General features: G+C 43.4%; 14 protein-coding genes and 1 tRNA gene. 12 read left to right on the top strand and 3 right to left on the bottom strand.

Features of this window, described 5'->3' with window-relative positions; translation table 11 throughout:
• The first annotated feature begins 57 nt into the window (after positions 1 to 57).
• The 4 genes from C3Y98_RS04835 to C3Y98_RS04820 all read left to right on the top strand — a co-directional run bounded on the left by C3Y98_RS04835 (position 58) and on the right by C3Y98_RS04820 (position 7,495).
• Entirely contained in the window at positions 58 to 2,595 is a 2,538-nt protein-coding gene (locus tag C3Y98_RS04835; protein WP_135276985.1) for a PAS domain S-box protein, read from the top strand.
• Positions 2,592 to 2,960, top strand: coding sequence for a response regulator (locus C3Y98_RS04830; protein ID WP_135276984.1), 369 nt, complete (start codon positions 2,592 to 2,594; stop codon positions 2,958 to 2,960). The genes C3Y98_RS04835 and C3Y98_RS04830 overlap by 4 nt, the downstream gene beginning before the upstream one ends.
• A gap of 20 nt (positions 2,961 to 2,980) precedes the next feature.
• Positions 2,981 to 4,864 (top strand): two-component system response regulator, encoded by a 1,884-nt coding sequence (locus C3Y98_RS04825; RefSeq protein ID WP_135276983.1) that lies wholly within the window; start codon positions 2,981 to 2,983, stop codon positions 4,862 to 4,864.
• Positions 4,865 to 5,017: 153 nt separating this feature from the next.
• Positions 5,018 to 7,495, top strand: coding sequence for a GspE/PulE family protein (locus C3Y98_RS04820; RefSeq protein WP_135276982.1), 2,478 nt, complete (start codon positions 5,018 to 5,020; stop codon positions 7,493 to 7,495).
• An 86-nt stretch (positions 7,496 to 7,581) separates the two neighbouring features.
• Here C3Y98_RS04820 and C3Y98_RS04815 read toward each other — a convergent pair.
• The 3 genes from C3Y98_RS04815 to C3Y98_RS04805 all read right to left on the bottom strand — a co-directional run bounded on the left by C3Y98_RS04815 (position 7,582) and on the right by C3Y98_RS04805 (position 9,039).
• Positions 7,582 to 7,657 (bottom strand) — tRNA-Lys (locus C3Y98_RS04815).
• Positions 7,658 to 7,784: 127 nt separating this feature from the next.
• Positions 7,785 to 8,201, bottom strand: coding sequence for a hypothetical protein (locus tag C3Y98_RS04810; protein ID WP_135276981.1), 417 nt, complete (start codon positions 8,199 to 8,201; stop codon positions 7,785 to 7,787).
• 13 nt (positions 8,202 to 8,214) lie between these two features.
• The gene (locus C3Y98_RS04805; RefSeq protein WP_135276980.1) at positions 8,215 to 9,039 is read right to left on the bottom strand and encodes a class I SAM-dependent methyltransferase; all 825 of its coding nucleotides are present in this window, start codon (positions 9,037 to 9,039) and stop codon (positions 8,215 to 8,217) included.
• Between the two features lie 134 nt (positions 9,040 to 9,173).
• On the opposite strand from C3Y98_RS04805, the gene C3Y98_RS04800 reads away from it, so the two are divergent.
• The 8 genes from C3Y98_RS04800 to C3Y98_RS04765 all read left to right on the top strand — a co-directional run bounded on the left by C3Y98_RS04800 (position 9,174) and on the right by C3Y98_RS04765 (position 16,417).
• Positions 9,174 to 9,551, top strand: coding sequence for a hypothetical protein (locus C3Y98_RS04800; RefSeq protein ID WP_245234323.1), 378 nt, complete (start codon positions 9,174 to 9,176; stop codon positions 9,549 to 9,551).
• A gap of 15 nt (positions 9,552 to 9,566) precedes the next feature.
• Positions 9,567 to 10,130 carry an RNA polymerase sigma factor gene (locus C3Y98_RS04795; protein ID WP_245234322.1) on the top strand — a complete coding sequence of 188 codons (564 nt, stop codon included), beginning with the start codon at positions 9,567 to 9,569 and terminating at the stop codon, positions 10,128 to 10,130.
• Positions 10,127 to 10,543, top strand: a complete 417-nt coding sequence (locus C3Y98_RS04790; RefSeq protein ID WP_135276978.1) for a hypothetical protein — start codon at positions 10,127 to 10,129, stop codon at positions 10,541 to 10,543. Before C3Y98_RS04795 ends, C3Y98_RS04790 begins: the two co-directional genes overlap by 4 nt.
• The gene (locus C3Y98_RS04785; RefSeq protein ID WP_135276977.1) at positions 10,533 to 10,787 is read left to right on the top strand and encodes a hypothetical protein; all 255 of its coding nucleotides are present in this window, start codon (positions 10,533 to 10,535) and stop codon (positions 10,785 to 10,787) included. The genes C3Y98_RS04790 and C3Y98_RS04785 overlap by 11 nt, the downstream gene beginning before the upstream one ends.
• The gene (locus C3Y98_RS04780) at positions 10,784 to 11,266 is read left to right on the top strand and encodes a DUF3106 domain-containing protein (RefSeq protein ID WP_135276976.1); all 483 of its coding nucleotides are present in this window, start codon (positions 10,784 to 10,786) and stop codon (positions 11,264 to 11,266) included. The genes C3Y98_RS04785 and C3Y98_RS04780 overlap by 4 nt, the downstream gene beginning before the upstream one ends.
• 215 nt (positions 11,267 to 11,481) lie before the next feature.
• Positions 11,482 to 12,423 (top strand): ribosome biogenesis GTPase YlqF, encoded by a 942-nt coding sequence (ylqF, locus tag C3Y98_RS04775; RefSeq protein WP_135276975.1) that lies wholly within the window; start codon positions 11,482 to 11,484, stop codon positions 12,421 to 12,423.
• 9 nt (positions 12,424 to 12,432) lie between these two features.
• Entirely contained in the window at positions 12,433 to 14,451 is a 2,019-nt protein-coding gene (locus C3Y98_RS04770; protein WP_135276974.1) for a UvrD-helicase domain-containing protein, read from the top strand.
• Between the two features lie 58 nt (positions 14,452 to 14,509).
• On the top strand, positions 14,510 to 16,417 hold the full coding sequence (locus C3Y98_RS04765; protein WP_135276973.1) for an ATP-binding cassette domain-containing protein: 1,908 nt from the start codon (positions 14,510 to 14,512) through the stop codon (positions 16,415 to 16,417).
• Positions 16,418 to 16,543: the final 126 nt, after the last annotated feature.

Below are 16,543 nucleotides of genomic sequence, written 5' to 3'. Positions count from 1 at the left end.
TTATTTTCTTAATGATTATAAAATTGAAAAACAAAAAACTCTAAAGAGTGAAATATCTTGACAAAACATAGTGTTAAGAATCAATCAACCGAAGAGCTACGTAGCCAATCAGTGCATCAGATTGGTGAGGCGAGCTATCGGGCACTCTTTGAATATGCGCCAGACGGCATTCTTATTGCTGACGCTCAAAGCTACTATCTGGATGCTAACCCAAGCATCTGCAACATGTTAGGCTACACCCGAGATGAACTGATCGGCATGCACGCCACTGATATCGTTATTCAAACTGAAGTCCCCCATATCCAATCCGCGCTGGATACCATCAAAACACAATCTGACTACATGCGGGAATGGTTGCTAAGGCGCAAAGACGGCTCCGTTTTTAGTGCTGAAATCATGGCAACCACTATGCCTGATGGCAATCTGCTAGGCTTGATACGAGACATTACTGTGCTGAAAGAGCAGCAACGTGAAATCTCACAACTATCTCGGCTTTACGCTGCACTCACTAAAATCAATCAGGCCATTATTTGGCTACCTACCAGAGAAGAGCTCTTTAAGCGAGTATGCCAGATTCTGGTGGATGAAGGCGGCTTTCACATGGCTTGGATTGGCTGGCATAACAGCAAGACTCAGCAAATAGCGCCAGTTGCATCTTGGGGTGAACATTACGATTACTTTAACAACATCAAAATTTATGCAGACGATAAACGTGCAGTCAAAAGACCAATTACCCTAGCTTTTAGCACCGGGGAACCCTACATTTGCAACGATATGCTGGCAGACCCAGCAACACAGATTTGGTGTGATGATTTAGTGCGCTTAGGCTTTCGCGCTTCTGCCGCTTTTCCGATTCAAGCAAAAGATAAAGTAAGTGGCATTCTAAGCGTTTACACCAACCAAGCTTTATTTTTCCATGATAAAGAAATTGCATTGTTGGCAGAAGCAGCCGGCAATATTTCTTTTTCCTTAGAAAACTTAGAGCGTGAAGAAAAGCGTAAAGAAGCAGAGCTTAATGCTAAAAATGAATCATTATTTTCAGACATGATGATTGAGAGCATGCCAGGAATTCTCTACTTCTATAACCACGAAGGCAGGTTCTTACGTTGGAATCATAATTTTCAAACTGTTTCTGGCTACTCCAGCAGAGAAATCACCAAGATGCATCCGTTAGATTTTTTTGCACCTGAAGAAAAAACGGCTATTGCAAATAAAATATCAGAGGTGTTTACCAAAGGACAAGCATTTGTAGAGGCGTCGCTGTTATCCAAAGACGGTAAAAAAACACCTTATTTATTTACAGGTAGAAATGTTACTTTCAAGGGCACCGACTGCTTAGTTGGCATGGGCATAGATATTAGCGAACGAAAGAATGCAGAGCTTAGACTCAATGAAAGTGAGCAAAAGTATGGTGAACTAGTAGAGTCGGCTAATAGCATCATCTTGCGCTGGAACGCTCAAGGTTACATCACTTTTCTTAATTCATTCGGGCTGCATTTCTTTGGGTATGCATTTGATGAAATCGTCGGCAAGCATGTAATCGGCACGATAGTGCCTAATACAGATAGCGCCGGACGCGATCTGCAAGTGCTGATGCAACAGATCTGTCTGGATACGAAAGTGTTTGAACAAAACATCAACGAGAATATACGTAGCAATGGTGAAAGCGTATGGATCTCTTGGACAAACAAGGTAGTGCTGGATGCACAAGGCAAAGTGGTAGAAATACTTAGCATTGGTAATGACATCACGGAAAGATTACTCGCCGAACAAGAGATTCGAGAGCTGAATGCAAGCCTAGAAAAACGTGTTACAGAACGTACAGAAGAACTACAAACGGCGCTGGTTAGAGCAGAAGCAGCAGATAAAATTAAATCAGCCTTTTTAGCTACGATGTCGCATGAGTTAAGAACACCATTAAACTCAATTATCGGGTTTACTGGCATTATTTTACAAGGCATGGCTGGCCCATTGAATACCGAACAAACCAAACAGCTTGGAATGGTTAGAGGCAGCGCCAGGCATCTACTGGAGTTAATTAATGATGTACTCGATATTTCTAAAATTGAAGCAGGCCAATTAGAGGTGAGTACCGAAGCCTTTGATCTGGTAGCACTCATTGAACGAGTGGTGAATTCATTAACGCCAATAATAGAAAAAAAAGGCTTACTGCTTCGCACCTCAATTAGCAAAGAGTTAGGTTTAATTGTGAGTGATCGCAGGCGACTTGAACAGATACTCATTAATTTAGTCAACAACGCAGCCAAATTCACAGAAAAAGGCAGTATCACCATTACCGCAGAGTTAGTCAGTGACTTCAAAGCATCATTAGACACCACCCCTGCCCCATTCTTAAAACTAAGCGTCATCGATACAGGCATAGGTATTAAGCCTGACGATCTGGACTTGCTATTCCAACCGTTTCATCAAATTGATAGTGGGCTTTCACGCCTGCACGAAGGCACAGGGCTAGGGCTTGCCATCTGTCGGCGTCTACTGGAGCTCATGGGTGGGCAAATTTCAGCTGAGAGTGAATGGTCAGCAGGTAGCAAGTTTACGGTTCTACTGCCGATGGAGGGTGCGGTCAAATCATGAAAAAAAACATACTACTGATTGAAGATAATGAACAGAATAGTTATCTGACCACTTTTCTTTTAGAAACGAATGGCATGAATGTGGTTACCGCGGCAGATGGCCCGACTGGTATTGATTTAACAAAAAAAATATTACCTGACCTGATACTGCTGGATATACAACTTCCCATGATGGATGGTTACGCTGTTGCTACGGCCTTAAGAAAAATAGAATCATTAAAACAAGTTCCCATTATTGCTGTCACATCATACGCCATGGTTGGCGACCGTGAAAAATGCCTAGCCGCCGGTTGTAATGGGTATATTGAAAAACCAATCAATCCTGAAACTTTTGTAGCTGAGATTTCCCTTTATCTAACCGCTTGATTAGCTGTACAAGGAAGTTTATGAAGCATATTTTGATTGTTGACGACAAAGAGGAGAACCTTTATTACCTACAAGCCCTGCTCACTGGTAATGGGTATATTGTTGAGCTCGCTCGCCATGGTGCTGAGGCACTAGTCAAAGCGCGCCAGAATCCACCTCAACTGATTGTCTCTGATCTACTTATGCCGGTCATGGATGGCTACACCTTGCTACGTCACTGGAAGAGTGATGCTAAGCTAAAAAAAATTCCGTTTATCGTTTACACCGCCACTTATACAGAGCCTGAAGATGAAAAACTGGCGCTTAGTCTTGGCGCTGATGCATTTATTCTTAAACCATGCGAGCCCGAAGATTTTATTGCCCGATTTGTTGAAGTTCTGGCTAAAGGTGTAGTAGCCACGCCAGACAGCACCAGCGAGACGAATAACGATCATAGTGACACGCTCAAAGACTACAGCGTGATACTTATCCGCAAACTAGAAGAGAAAACGCTGCAGTTAGAAGAAGCCAACCAATTTCTACAGCAAGACATTGCCAGAAGGAAGGAAGCCGAAGATAAAATTCAACATTTGGCCTACTATGATTTACTAACGAACCTGCCTAACAGACTACTCCTGATTGATCGCCTGCAACACACTTTAGCAATGAGTGCCAGACATCACAACCATGGTGCCCTGCTCTTTATCGACTTAGACCATTTTAAAACACTAAACGACACCAAAGGCCATAGCGTTGGAGATTTATTGCTAGTGGAGGTTGCTAAGCGATTACAAACCTGCATGCGGGAAGGAGACACCTTAGCAAGATTAGGTGGTGATGAGTTTGTAGTGATACTGCAAGACCTAAGTGAGGATTCATCCCAAGCAGCGGTTCAAGCAGAAACAGTTTGCGCTAAGATCATTTCTGCGATCAATTTACCCTACTACTTAGACAGTTATTTATATCACAGCTCTACTAGTGTTGGTGTATGCCTATTTCGAAACCAAGAATTCACGGTAGATGAGTTACTGAAAAGAGCTGATATAGCCATGTATCAGGCAAAAAATGCGGGGCGCAACACACAACGCTTTTATGACCCCACCATGCAAGCAGCACTAGAGGCTCGCGCCGCATTAGAAACTGACTTGCGATTGGCTATCAAAAAGAATCAGTTCAGACTGTACTATCAGATGCAAGTTGACCACTCAGGTAATGTGCATGGTGCGGAGGCACTCATTCGTTGGCAGCACCCTCAAAAAGGGCTAGTCCCCCCGTTACAATTTATCCCACTTACCGAAGAAACTGGACTGATTATTCCAATTGGACACTGGGTAATGGAAACGGCATGTGCGCAAATTAAACGTTGGGAAAGTGACCCAGCAACCCGTGATTTGCAAGTTGCGGTTAATGTGAGTGCATGCCAATTTCATGACTCGAGCTTTGTCGAGCGAGTAATTGAAATGCTGAGCCGCCACAAAATCAAGCCTGGCAACCTCAAGCTGGAACTCACAGAAAGTCTAGTGTTAGATAATGTAGAAGAAGCCATTATGAAAATGCAGGCACTTAAATCTTATGGCGTACTCTTCTCTATGGATGACTTTGGCACTGGGTTTTCATCACTCTCTTATTTAACCAAACTGCCGTTGGATCAGCTAAAAATCGACCAGTCCTTTATACGGAATATGTGTATGAATAATAGAGATGCTGTAGTCGTGCAAACCATTATTGGCATGGCTAACAATCTAGGCATTGAAGTGATTGCAGAAGGGGTAGAATCAGAGACTCAGCGTGAGTTTCTGGAGCAAAACAAATGCAATCTGTGCCAAGGCTACTTGTTTAGCCAGCCTTTGCCTGTGGACGCATTTGAAAACAAATTAAGGCAAATGCACACTTATCAGCTTAGTACATTGATAGGCCGAGAATAAATCCTTGAGTTGAGTCGCCATTAATTTTTCTATCCGCACATCAAAACTACTGTTATTTAACAGTGACGTAAAATATTGCATTTGGACTTTACTCACATTTCATAATATAGTTTATCGATTGAATCACAAATAACGAACAATTAAGAACCATAAATGGAAAATGTAAATTTAAACACAGCATATAACGGCAACAGCCTTGAATGGCCGGAGCCGCCTTACTTTAAATTTACACAAAGTACTGGAAAGTCACAAAAAGAAACATGCTTTGTGCATTTGAACGATGGGCAAGAGTTAGCTGGCTACCTCATTAGATTCTCACCGACAGAGTCACGCATTTTATTTCAGCCAGTGACGGGTAATAGTAGCGAAATTATAAGCTTTAACCAATTTAGAGAACTGCAATTACTAAAGCCGATTAGTTTTGTGCGAGAGCAGAGCTTTCTTGAGGCTCGTGCTCAAGATGTATTTGAATTGTCGGATAAACAACCGTATAAACTCGTATTTACAAATGACATAACAAAGACCGGTGAAACTTTTGGTTCTGTCAACACAGATGCTGGTTTATACATTTACCCACTTACTGGCAATGAAAAAGTAGAGCGGCATTTTATCCCACACCATGCAATTAAAAGCTTCAATACAGGCATGCACATTGGTGAAATATTAATTTATGAGAATCTTGCAACAGCAACTGAAGTTGAAAGTGCTTTGCAATACCAACAAGAATTGCGCACCAAACGAATTGGTGACTATTTAAATGAAAATCAGATCCTGACGGCCGAGCAACTCAGGCAGGCAATTGTCCACCAAGAACAGCGACCAGTACTTAGACTGGGGGAAGCACTCATACAGCTTAATCTTCTCACCGAAGAGCAGCTAGCAGAGGCACTAGCTAAACAAAAGCTCAATCGTTCATTAAAACTTGGTGAGATCATCATCGACATGGGAATTGTTGATGACAATACACTAAAAAGCACGCTCTCAAAAAAATTAGGGATTCCATTTGTCAATTTAAGCAAATTCAATTTTGACCTGAATGCGATCAAATTGGTCAATAAGCAACTCGCAAGAAAGTTAATGCTAATGCCATTGTGCATCCATGATGGCATGCTGGTCGCTGCCATTGAGGATCCGATGGATTCAAAAGCAATTGATGAGCTACGTTTTGTAACGCAGATGAAAGTGCTGTCAGTCATGGCATCACGTTCAGATATTTTATCCGCTATAGAAAACAATTACGGCACAGATGATTTAAGCAACCACCACGCTAACTTCGATGGTTCAATTGAATTCGATTTAAATGATAGTATTTCATCCGAATCTGGCATTAATGCACTTGCAAGCAAATTATTCAGTGAAGAACAATCGCATAACGTAGAAATTGCCTCAGAACCAATCGAGGAGTCTGACAATACGTTAGTACAGCTTGTAAACAAAATGATTCTAGACGCGTATAAAGACGGTGTGTCTGACATTCATATTGAAACTTATCCTGGTAAGAAAAATACACAAGTACGCTTCCGTAAAGATGGATCACTTACCCCCTATCTTGAGATCCCAGCCAATTTCCGCAATGCTTTGATATCGCGTATAAAGATTATGTCGCAACTAGATATTTCTGAACGCCGTAAGCCGCAAGATGGTAAATTAGATTTTCAGCAATTTGGTCCAGCAAAAATTGAGTTGAGGGTTGCGACAATCCCTACCTCTAATAACCTTGAAGATATCGTGATGCGTTTACTTGCCGCGTCGAAACCATTACCAATGGAAAAGCTGGGGTTAAATCCAAACGCGTATAACACCATTAAGAATCTATCCGAACGCCCGTATGGCTTAATTCTAGTATGTGGCCCCACAGGCTCAGGTAAAACTACCACACTGCATTCGCTTCTAGGACATATCAACACGCCCGAGCGTAAAATATGGACGGCAGAAGACCCTATCGAAATTTCACAAACTGGCTTAAGGCAAGTTCAGGTGAATCCAAAAATAGGACTTACTTTTGCAGCGGCAATGAGAAGCTTTCTTCGTGCTGACCCAGATGTCATTATGGTTGGAGAGATGCGAGATGAAGAAACAACAAGAATAGGAATTGAAGCATCGCTAACAGGCCACCTAGTACTATCAACATTACATACAAACAGTGCCCCTGAAAGTATAGTACGTATGTTAGATATGGGAATGGATCCGTTTAACTTTGCTGATGCCTTGCTTGCAATATTGGCTCAACGTCTTGCAAAATCACTCTGCCCAAAATGCAAGGAAGCTTACGAACCTGCCGAGAGTGAGTTGGAATCGCTCGCGGCAGAGTTTGTTGATAACACAGATGGTGATGCAAACGTCACACTACAACAGTGGAAACAAGAGTACACAAAAGATCATAAACTGACCTTGTATAAAGCTAAGGGCTGCAAATCTTGCAACCAGACTGGCTATCGTGGCCGCATCGGCCTGTATGAGTTAATGACTGTAACGCCCGCAATAAAACGGATGATTCAAAAACGCGCACTTGTTAGTGAGATTACACATGAAGCCTTAGCAAGCGGCATGAACACGCTTAAACAAGATGGAATTATCAAAATCTTAAATGGCAATACAGACATCACACAAGTGCGTGCTGTTTGTGCTTAGTTTAAAAGTGTTTATTTTGGCGCGTTAAGCCCAGTATTGCGACATAAGTACAATGTAAAAAAACTCGTTAGAAGCTTTATATATTTTGGTAGGAGATGCGAGGCTCGAACTCGCGACAAACGGATTAAGAGTCCGCTGCTCTACCAGCTGAGCTAATCTCCCAAATACAGCTCTATTATAAACGCATGTAGAGTTAGACGCTAAAAATTAAGTTTAGCTCATACGTATCACTTGAAACCATCAAGCTCAAGTTTAGTCGTTATCGCCTGATAACTTATTGCTTATAAGCTTATTGAATAGTGCAGTCTTCAACCCCAGTATTGCCACCTTTAAATTCTGGTTCAAAGTAAAACTTATGAAAGCCCCACTGACCACTGGCATTCTTTTTCATTTCGGCAATCCCTGTGCCGTAGTCTTTAGTGCTTTGATCCTGCAGCGCAAAGTGCATGGCAACATGGTAGCCATTTGCCGCAGCGTGTCCTAAATAGGTGCCGTAACCCGGCACCTCCAGCTTGAAGTCATAGCTCGCGTAATTACCTTTACTGTGTGATGGTTTTAATGCCATGGTAACAACGCCAGTATACTTTCCTTCGTGTGTATCATCTCCCACACAGTTGTAGACACCGCTAAAGTCTGGCGCAACAGTTTGCTCCGCATCACTGTTAAAGCTCATTAACAAGAATAGACTGTAAATAAAGTATTTCATTATTAAATCCTCATTACTGCCCTAAAAATCTAGGCTTCATGCTTTCCAGATTCAGCTCGCTCAAAATATCGGCAATACGCTCTTTTGCATTTTTACGCGGCTGGCCCGTATATTTTGCAATGATTAACTCGTTTTTCATGGAGTGCTCCCACCCCACAAGTTCAGTCACTGTCACACTGTAACCAGCAGCCTCTAATTGCAAGCAACGTAACACATTGGTAATTTGGCTGCCAAACTCACGGGTATGAATAGGATGACGCCAAATCTCACTCAATGGGGTTTTACCGAAGCTTTCATTTTTATGCTGCCTTAATGCTTCCGCCACCTCAGCCTGACAGCATGGCACTAACACCATATATTTAGCATGTTTTTTCAATGCAAATTGAATCGCATCATCGGTTGCGGTGTTGCATGCATGCAAAGCGGTCACAATATCGACTTTATTAGGGATAACATGGGACGTGGTCGACTCTTCTACCGTTAAGTGCTCAAAGCGCATACGTGCAAAGCTAAGCTGCTGTGCTAAATCTTTTGATTTCTCAACTAATTCCGCCCGTGTCTCAATGCCAACCACCTCTCCTGCCGCTAACTGCTTCAGCAACAAATCATAAAGGATAAACCCAAGATATGACTTACCCGCACCATGATCCACCAAAATTGGGGTTGCATTATGCGCCAACACATCATTGAATAATGGCTCGATAAAATTGACCAAGTGATACACTTGCTTGAGTTTACGACGGCTATCTTGGTTAAGCTTGCCATCACGCGTGAGTATATGTAACGCTTTAAGTAACTCAATGGATTGATTAGGCTTTATTTCTGGAATATTTTGCATCTCGCTATTTTAATGGAAAATAATATTTTTATCTGACTTGTCGTCAAACAAATCATTACTGCGTTTTATATAGCAAGGGCACTTATGCATTGGTGTTCCGATAGCAAAAACCAATTAGACAAGATAAGGACATCATGATGAAAAACATACTCTCAATCACAACCATTTTACTCACAATACTTGCTTCAGCATCTGCAACGGCTGATGAGACCACACATGGAAAAGTTGGCTTAGATGAGCGTGGTGATCGTATAGAGCAGCGTTTAGATAATAAAGGTGATCGCGTTGAACAACGTCTTGACAACCGTGGAGACGCAATTGAAAACCACTTAGATACCAAAGCTGATAGAGCGCGTGAAAATGGCAACATGAAACGTGCTAACCATTTAGAAAACAAAGGTGATCAAATTAACCAGCACTTAGATAACCGTGGCGAGCGCGTTAATAATCATATGGATAGACAGGGCGAGCGTATCAACAACCGCCTGGACAGACGCGCTAAACGTAAATAAACGCAGCGAATATCTATGCCTATGGAGCGCGATTTTGATAAACAATACCTGAGTATGAATCATTTTCTTGCAGATATTGAAGGTCGCGCTTTTCGTATGGCACAAATTGCCACAGGCAATCGTGACGATGCGCTGGAAATAGTACAGGACACGATGATGAAGCTGGTGCAAAAATACAGCCATCAGCCTACCACCGAATGGAAAGCATTGTTTTACAGCATACTGAATACACGCATTTTAGATTGGCACCGCAGGCAATCGGTACGTAACCGTTTTAGAAGTTGGCTGAACTGGCATGATGACGATGATGAGAGTATTGAAGACGCATTAGCACAGCATCCGGATGATACAAACCAAACGCCAGATGCCAAGCTACAGGATAATCAGTTCATGGCAAGTTTAAATGTTGCACTGAGCGCACTCCCGCTACGCCAGCAACAAGTATTTTTACTGCGCGTATGGGAAGGAATGGATATCAATGAAGCCGCTTCCATCATGCAATGCTCGGCAAGCAGTGTAAAAACGCACTATGCACGCGCGTTAGAAAAGTTACGTGAAAAGCTAGGGGATCACCAATGACCACCAAACAGACAATGGAACCGACACAATTAGAATCCAAAATTAAATCCAGCCTGGATGCTAGCGTCATTTCCTTAGATCAAGATACCCAGCAGGCATTAGCAGCTATACGCGAAATATCGCTAAAAAAACAACAACATCGCACTTGGTTCAACTTCAATGCATGGAGACCTGCAAGCGCTTTTGCACTCAGTGCTTTACTCGCGATATTGTTTGTCTATCAACCAAATAGTTTGGATGATGCATTACAGCGCGTAGCAAGCCAACAAAACATTAGTCACGAACAGCCTGAGCATCTCACTATGCTAGAACTAATAACGAATACAGAAGACTTGGAGACTGCGACTGACCCAGACTTTTATGTCTGGATAGATGAGGTGCTAGCAACTGAAGGTATGAAAAATGCAGTTTAAATTACCAGCCATCGCCTTACTAATACTCATCAATTTTAACTACTCATTTGCAGCCACTGCAGCCTCCAACCCACCATTAGATGTCATTGAGCTGCTGGGAGAAATAGAGGATGACAGCATGCTGGCCGCAGCATTAAGTGAGCTGGAAAACAAGCCGAGTAAAAACCTGAAAATAATCAACAACCAAAACAGCAGCAAACAAAACACTGACACAGCCACACCTGCAGGAGGCAACAAAAAATGAATACCACTTTATATTTTCAGCAACGTGTAATGGCATACACCTTCTTGCTTGGGATCAGTTTATTTGCAAACTCAGCCATGGCAGAAGGCGTTGCTTGGGAATCACTCAATCCGCAGCAACAGCAGACGCTAAGTGCTGTGAAAGATCACTGGAATGAGTTGCCGCCGCACCGTCAGGAAAGACTAAGCAAAGGTGCAGATAAATGGGCAAACATGCCACCTGAACAAAGAGCGCGCGCTCAAGAAAATATCGCACGCTTTAAGAACTTATCGCCAGAGGACAAGGCGCGGGTGAAAGAGCACATACAAAAATTTAGACAATTACCCCCTGAGCAACGCAGCGCGCTACGTGAGCGCTGGAAAAATATGTCGCCTGAGCAAAAAGAGGCGTTTAAAAACCGCATCAGGAATATGAGTCCAGAGCAGCGTCGTGAATTGCGTGAACAAATTAAAGAAAGAAAAATGGAACAAGCACAATAACCAGATGATTACATAAATATTCCATGGAGAATCACAGATAAAAACTTGAATTGAAGCCGTCGATGCTAAAATAGCGAAATTAGTTTAAAGCAATTTTCGTTTCAACATCGCAAGATAACAAGGCATAAAGCCAAAGAAACCATACTTTAGACACTACACTTTTATGTCAGCCAAGCAGTAGGCAACATAGTCAGAATTATTGAGGGAAAAAATACATGGCAATTCAATGGTACCCGGGTCACATGACCCAAGCGCGTAAAAAAGCTGAAGAGACCATGGAGTTTACCGACATGGTGATTGAGGTATTAGATGCGCGTGTACCAGCAGCCAGCCATAACCCAATGATTGATGAAATGCGGCTGTTCCGCCAACGCCCTCAGCTTAAAATTTTAAATAAGGCAGACTTAGCAGACCCAGCCGCTACCCAAGCTTGGCTAAACTACTTTAACGCGCAGCCTAATACTAAAGCTGTGGCGCTTTCCTGTAAAAAAGCGGGTGATGCTAAAAAAATACCTGCCATCTGTAAAAAAATCACACCACACCGTGGCACGCATTTAAAACCATTACGCATGTTGATTATGGGCATCCCTAACGTGGGGAAATCTACCCTCATGAACGCCCTACTCAATCGCCGCGTGGCAAAAGTGGGTGATGAACCAGCGGTGACTAAAAACCAGCAACGTTTTGATTTAGACGACACGATGAGCATTACCGATACACCAGGCATGATGTGGCCTAGAATCGCTTACGAGTCAGATGGCTACATGCTGGCTGCTAGTCATGCCATTGGTAGAAATGCGGTGATTGATGAAGATGTCGCTACATTTTTAGCCAACAACCTATTAAAGAGCTACCCTGCTCTGTTGAATGCGCGTTATAAACTAGACGCAATGAAGCTTGATGTCACACAAATGGATGGTGTTGATCTACTTGATGCAATTGCAAAGCGCAGATCTTACAAACGGCATGATGGTTTATGGGATATGGAAAAAACTGCAGTTGCATTTTTAACTGATTACCGCAGCGGTGCGATTGGCCGTGTCAGCTTAGAAACGCCCACATCTAGGGCAGAAATGATGGCCATTTCACAAATTAGCCCAGCCAATAACTCAGAGCAAGCCGCCGAAACAGACGATTCAACCAACTCCGCACAATAGTAATCTGCAATGTTAAATTCAATGAATGCGCCCCAGCGTGAGGCAGTAAAGTATTTAGACGGCCCTCTTCTGGTACTTGCCGGTGCCGGTAGTGGCAAAACACGCGTGATTACGCAAAAAATCAGCTACCTGATTAATGAGGCTGGTTACGCGCCAAAAGAAATAGCAGCGATTACTTTCACCAACAAAGCTGCGTTAGAGATGCAAGAGCGTGTTGGTAAGCTGATGCAAGGCACTAACATCAAAGGTTTAACCATTGCCACCTTCCACTCCCTAGGCTTACAAATGCTACGGGCTGAGGCATCTTTACTTGGCTATAAACCACAGTTCTCGATTCTAGACTCGTCCGATAGTTTTAAAATCTTGGCAGATGTGTTGGCCACCACAGATAAACAGTTGCTGCGTAAAACACAATGGCAGATTTCCAGCTGGAAAAACGCGTTTATTAATCCGGACCAAGCCAAAGCACAGGCGGACGAAGAGCTCACCCATGCCGCTGCCAGGGTGTACCAGATTTACCAGCAAACCCTAAAAGCGTATCAGGCGGTGGATTTTGATGACTTAATCAAACTTCCTGTAGAGCTATTTGAGCAGCACGAAGAAGCACTCAACAAATGGCAACGTAAGTTACAGTATCTATTAATTGACGAATACCAAGATACCAATGCCTGCCAGTATAAACTGGTAAAAATGCTAACGGGCTTACGCGGCCAATTTACCGCAGTAGGTGATGATGACCAGGCTATTTACGGCTGGCGCGGTGCCGATGTTGAAAACCTGCGCCAACTGACCACAGACTTCAGCAAACTTAAAGTCATTAAGCTTGAGCAAAATTACCGCTCTACCGTACGCATTTTACGTGCGGCAAACCAAGTCATTTCAAATAACCCTAAGTTATTTGAGAAGAAGCTTTGGAGTGAGCTAGGCACGGGTGATTTAATTCAAGTGACAGCAGCCATGAGTGAAGAGCATGAGGCTGAAAGCGTGGTCATGAAGCTACAAGCACATAAATTTGAGCATCGTACTTTCTACAAAGATTACGCCATTCTTTATCGTGGGAACCATCAAGCCCGTATACTTGAGCAACATCTACGTAACCATAAAATCCCCTACACCGTATCTGGCGGGCAATCTTTTTTTGATAAAGCTGAAATTAAAGACCTCATCAGTTATTTAAGATTAATTGCCAATGAAGATGACGACCCAGCATTTATTCGTGCCGCAACCACCCCTAAAAAAGGGATCGGCAATACCACACTAGAGCGCCTAGGTGAATACGCCAGCGCGCATAAAATTTCACTATTCGCGGCAGCATTCGAAGGCGGTTTTCAAAGCGAAATTGGGAATAAGCAATTAGAAGACCTGCTTAACTTTTGCCAATACATCAATAAACTGCAAACACGTGCGGTAAGAGACCCTGCCAATGAAGTACTGAATGACTTGTTATCATCCATACATTACGAGGCGTTTTTATACGACTCTGAAGAGCCGCGTGCGGCAGAAGTGAAATGGGCAAACGTACTGGACTTCACCGGCTGGCTGTCTAAAAAAGGTGAGCCTAGCACTGAGTATGGTAATGAAAAAGAAGGCAAAAATCTGCTAGAACTCACCCAGATGGTATCTCTCATGAGCATGCTGGAGGGCCGTGAAAACGGCGAGCCAGATGCGGTCAAACTATCAACGCTACATGCCTCTAAAGGCTTAGAGTTTGGTCATGTGTTTTTGATTGGTGCCGAGGAAGGCATACTGCCACACCGCGAATCAATTGATAATGACAAGATTGAAGAAGAGCGCCGCCTAATGTATGTAGGCATTACCCGCGCACAAAAATCACTCAACATATCATGGTGTAAAAAACGCAAACGTGCGGGTGAAATGGAAATGTGCGAGCCCAGCCGTTTTATTGCGGAAATTCCTAAAGATGATCTGCGCCACTTTGGTAACCCATTTAATAAAGACCCAGAAGCGAGTAAAGATTTTGGTAAATCAAAAATGGCAAACATCAGGGCCATGCTGAATAAACAATAAATTTTCCATCTCTTCTACTAGCATTTAATATACTTAAGTAAAAATTTGAAAGTCACTCATGCCATACATTACCCTCGATAACGCCTGCCTCGCTTTTGGTCACCATGCCCTGCTCGACCATGCTGCATTTCAGCTAGATGCAGGTGAACGCGTTGGTTTAATTGGCCGCAACGGCGCAGGGAAATCCAGCTTATTAAAAGCCATCGCAGGCACCATTAAACTAGATGATGGTACGGTTTGGCGCGCACCTAATGCACGCGTGGTTTATGTACCACAAGAACCAGAGCTGGTAGCAACGCACACGGTGTTTGAAGCAGTAGCAGAAGGTTTGGGCAATCTGCAACAGATTCTCGTTGATTACCATCAAGTTACCCATGACATGGGAATGCCAGATGCCGACATTGAAGCCCTAATGACAAAAATGCAGGCGCTACAGCATGATTTAGATGCGCAAAATGGCTGGGCAGCACAATCCCGTGTAGAGGCCGTGCTTAGCCGCTTAAACTTAGATGCAGATGCGCTTATCAGCACGCTGTCAGGTGGCTGGCGTAAGCGTGTGGCTTTGGGTCGTGCTTTAGTGGCAGAACCTGAAGTACTGTTACTAGACGAGCCAACCAACCATTTGGATTTAAGTGCTATTGAATGGCTAGAGGATTTATTACTAGGCTTTAATGGCAGCGTACTGTTTATTACCCATGACAGACGCTTTCTGGACAAACTTGCGACACGCATTACTGAGCTAGACCGTGGCAAACTCACAGATTTTGTCGGCAATTTCACCGCCTACCAAGTTAAAAAAGAAGAACTGCTTGCCGTTGAAGAAACCCATGCAGCCAAGTTTGACAAAATACTCGCACAGGAAGAAGTTTGGATACGCCAAGGTATTAAAGCACGCCGCACACGTAATGAGGGCCGCGTACGCAGGCTGGAAGCGCTGAGATTAGAGCGCGCCGCACGTCGCGAACGCCAAGGCAACGTGAAACTAAATGTAGATGTGGGCGAACGTAGTGGCAAACTGATTGCGGAGCTGGAAAACGTCAGCAAGGCCTATGGTAATAAAGTGCTGATTAAAGACTTCAGCACACGTATTTTACGTGGCGATAAAATTGGCTTGCTAGGCCCTAACGGCGTAGGCAAAACCACACTACTTAAACTAATCCTCGGTGATATTGAGCCAGATAGCGGCTCGATTGAGCGCGGTAGCAAACAAAGCGTCGCCTATTTTGACCAAATGCGTGAACAGCTCAATGAAGAAGCCACATTGGCAGACACCATTAGCCCAGGCTCTGACTTTGTGCAAATTGGTGAGGAGCGTAAACATGTGATTAGCTATCTGGAGGACTTCTTGTTCCCACCACAACGCTCACGCTCACCAGTTAAATCACTCTCCGGTGGCGAACGCAACCGGCTACTATTAGCACGTCTGTTTGCACGTCCTGCTAATATTTTAGTACTAGATGAGCCCACCAATGATCTGGATATTGACACCCTAGAATTATTGGAAAACCTATTACAAGACTTTAACGGCACATTGTTCCTAGTGAGCCATGACCGTGCGTTCTTGGAAAACACAGTAACGCAAGTGATTGCATTTGAAGGTAACGGTGTGTTGACCGAGTTTGGCGGTGGTTATGATGACTGGCAGCGCTTTAGCACTAAACGTGAAGCAGATAAGGCCGCTCTAGCGAAAGCCCAAACAAGCAAGCCTGTCACGAAAGAGGCTTCCCCTAAAACTCCGGCCAACAAACTTAGCTTTAAAGAACAAAAAGAGCTAGATGAAATACCGGCGTTGATTGAAGACTTAGAAGCTGAGCAAAGCAGTATTAATGCAACGCTGGCTGACCCTAATATCTATGTGCAAGACCCTGACAAGGTGAAAGTACTGCAAGCTCGGTTAACTGCAATTGATACCGAGGTTGAAGCCAAGATGACGCGTTGGGAAGCGCTAGATAAACGTAACGCATAATTACAAAGTCTCAAACTAAAAAACCAGCTAAGATTCAGCTGGTTTTTTTACGTTAATTGATATGTATTTCAGTTATATTTGGTTCACTGTACGCATATCATTTTGATCATAAAGTACGGTACCAGT

The organism is Methylotenera oryzisoli (assembly GCF_004661485.1).
Classification (GTDB): domain Bacteria; phylum Pseudomonadota; class Gammaproteobacteria; order Burkholderiales; family Methylophilaceae; genus Methylotenera; species Methylotenera oryzisoli.
Note: the sequence above shows the minus strand (reverse complement) of the source record. Positions and strands in the feature narration are given on the sequence as shown.

Coding starts and splice junctions, on each gene's coding strand:
- C3Y98_RS04830 (WP_135276984.1), top strand. CDS start 2,592: ATGAAAAAAAACATACTACTGATTGAAGATAATGAACAGAATAGTTAT.
- C3Y98_RS04825 (WP_135276983.1), top strand. CDS start 2,981: ATGAAGCATATTTTGATTGTTGACGACAAAGAGGAGAACCTTTATTAC.
- C3Y98_RS04820 (WP_135276982.1), top strand. CDS start 5,018: ATGGAAAATGTAAATTTAAACACAGCATATAACGGCAACAGCCTTGAA.
- C3Y98_RS04810 (WP_135276981.1), bottom strand. CDS start 8,201: ATGAAATACTTTATTTACAGTCTATTCTTGTTAATGAGCTTTAACAGT.
- C3Y98_RS04805 (WP_135276980.1), bottom strand. CDS start 9,039: ATGCAAAATATTCCAGAAATAAAGCCTAATCAATCCATTGAGTTACTT.
- C3Y98_RS04800 (WP_245234323.1), top strand. CDS start 9,174: ATGATGAAAAACATACTCTCAATCACAACCATTTTACTCACAATACTT.
- C3Y98_RS04795 (WP_245234322.1), top strand. CDS start 9,567: ATGCCTATGGAGCGCGATTTTGATAAACAATACCTGAGTATGAATCAT.
- C3Y98_RS04790 (WP_135276978.1), top strand. CDS start 10,127: ATGACCACCAAACAGACAATGGAACCGACACAATTAGAATCCAAAATT.
- C3Y98_RS04785 (WP_135276977.1), top strand. CDS start 10,533: ATGCAGTTTAAATTACCAGCCATCGCCTTACTAATACTCATCAATTTT.
- C3Y98_RS04780 (WP_135276976.1), top strand. CDS start 10,784: ATGAATACCACTTTATATTTTCAGCAACGTGTAATGGCATACACCTTC.
- ylqF (WP_135276975.1), top strand. CDS start 11,482: ATGGCAATTCAATGGTACCCGGGTCACATGACCCAAGCGCGTAAAAAA.
- C3Y98_RS04770 (WP_135276974.1), top strand. CDS start 12,433: ATGTTAAATTCAATGAATGCGCCCCAGCGTGAGGCAGTAAAGTATTTA.
- C3Y98_RS04765 (WP_135276973.1), top strand. CDS start 14,510: ATGCCATACATTACCCTCGATAACGCCTGCCTCGCTTTTGGTCACCAT.